This window comes from Oleiphilus sp. HI0043 (genome assembly GCF_001634935.1).
Genome location: NZ_LWEY01001450.1, coordinates 1 through 1,744, shown reverse-complemented (window position 1 = coordinate 1,744; position 1,744 = coordinate 1). Strand labels below are relative to the sequence as shown.

Genomic DNA, 1,744 nt, shown 5'->3' with positions numbered 1-1,744 from the left:
AGAAGCTCAGCTCGCTGCGAAACAGCTCAAGACAGCATGGTCAGTCCCTGAGGGGAAAAACATTATCATGCTGCCTGGAAGGCTAACTCGAATTAAAGGCCATCAAGTACTAATAGAAGCACTGGCTAAATTGCCCCATCGTAACTTTTACTGCTTGTTCGTTGGCGACGAGCCTGGAAAAGATGCATATAAACAAGAACTGGAAGCCTTGATCGCTGAAAAAGGTTTGCAAGCTCACGTCAAGTTAACCGGAAACTTCGACAACATGCCAGCAGCCTATGCGCTGGCTGATCTGGTAATTTCAGCCTCCGTCAAGCCGGAATCCTTCGGTCGTACTGCCTGCGAAGCTCAAGTGATGCAACGCATGGTAGTTGCTACAAACCACGGAGGTAGTCAGGAGACAATCTCCCCTCCCTATAAAAGCCTGATGTGTAAACCTCGCGACTCCAGTTCTATGGCGGCGGCTATTGAACGAGCCCTGGCATACAGTAAAGACGAACGCACAAGGCAAGGCATTGAAGCGGCAGCCTTCGTCAAAGAAAACTTCTCTCTTTCACAAATGTGCCGAGACACCATCGCCCTGTATGAATTAGAATTGTCTTAGCTAGAACGCCACCCAAACGATTCAAGGAACTTGAAATCATGCCGAATATAGAGTCCTCTCAAAACGGCCAGCATTATTGGCTCTATGATAGTGAATGTTTTTCGGACATATCCAGCGAGCTCTTTGAATCAGGCTATTGGAAAAAGCTCAATGCCGTTAATGGACAAGAGTCTGGACGTGGAACAACCTGGTTTATCCAACACAAGTCTCATTCACTGGTGTTAAGACATTATCTGCGCGGCGGCATGATGAGTAAAATCAGCAACGACCACTACCTTTTTAAAGGCTGGCAAAAGAGTCGTTCTGTCAGTGAGTTCAATATCTTGAGTTTACTCAATCAACAAAACTTGCCGGTTCCCAAGCCTGCTGCCGCACAGGTAGTCAAAAGAGGCCTATATTATCAGGCAGACTTACTGACACACCGCATTCCTAATGCACAAGACTTACTGCAAGTACTCAAACAAGTACAAAGCAAAGACTTCTATTTCACATTAGGCGCTTTAATCGCAAGATTCCACAAAGCGGGTGTTTATCATGCTGACCTGAACATTCAAAACATTTTGCAAGATGAAGAGGGCTTATTTTGGCTCATCGACTTTGATCGCGCCAAAATGTTAAAGCCAAAGCATGCCTGGAAAAGCAGTAATCTGAAGCGCTTAAAACGCAGCTTTGAAAAGGAAGTAACAAGGCATGGGATAAAGTGGACTCACAATGACTGGAATTATTTGATTGAAGGCTATTCTCAATAGCAGCGTTAAACCAATCTATGGGTTAAGCTTACTATAAGCCTTACGCCCGTCTATCGTCATCCCTTTAAAGCGTTTGTACTCCCATTGGTATTGTTCGGGATGACTTTCGATACATGCTTCAACTGAGCGATTCAATGCCGCGACGGATGTAGCGATATCGTCACTATATATCTCAGGATCAGCTGGTTTGAACACCATATCAAAACCATCCCCTTTGGGACGGCGAATCGCACACAAGCTCACGACTTCACAGCCAGTGCGGCCAATCAAGCGAGATACAAGCTTTACCGTATTAGCCTCTATTCCCATAAAAGGAGCATTAACACCGCCCGTTCCGCCTGGCACCTGGTCTGGCAGAATACCAACCATCCCCTGATCCGAGAGGATAGAA

Annotated in this window: 3 protein-coding genes; 2 read left to right on the top strand and 1 reads right to left on the bottom strand. The window is 46.0% G+C overall.

What is annotated here, in order from left to right; translation table 11 throughout:
- Positions 1-604 (top strand): glycosyltransferase (locus A3729_RS20440; protein ID WP_156498048.1); only part of this gene is annotated, 604 nt, incomplete at its 5' end.
- A gap of 38 nt (positions 605-642) precedes the next feature.
- Complete coding sequence (locus A3729_RS20435; RefSeq protein ID WP_068510247.1) at positions 643-1,353, top strand: 3-deoxy-D-manno-octulosonic acid kinase; 711 nt, start codon at positions 643-645, stop codon at positions 1,351-1,353.
- Positions 1,354-1,368: 15 nt separating this feature from the next.
- Here A3729_RS20435 and A3729_RS20430 read toward each other — a convergent pair.
- On the bottom strand, positions 1,369-1,744 hold a 376-nt coding region (locus A3729_RS20430), incomplete at its 5' end, for a lysophospholipid acyltransferase family protein (protein WP_197475954.1).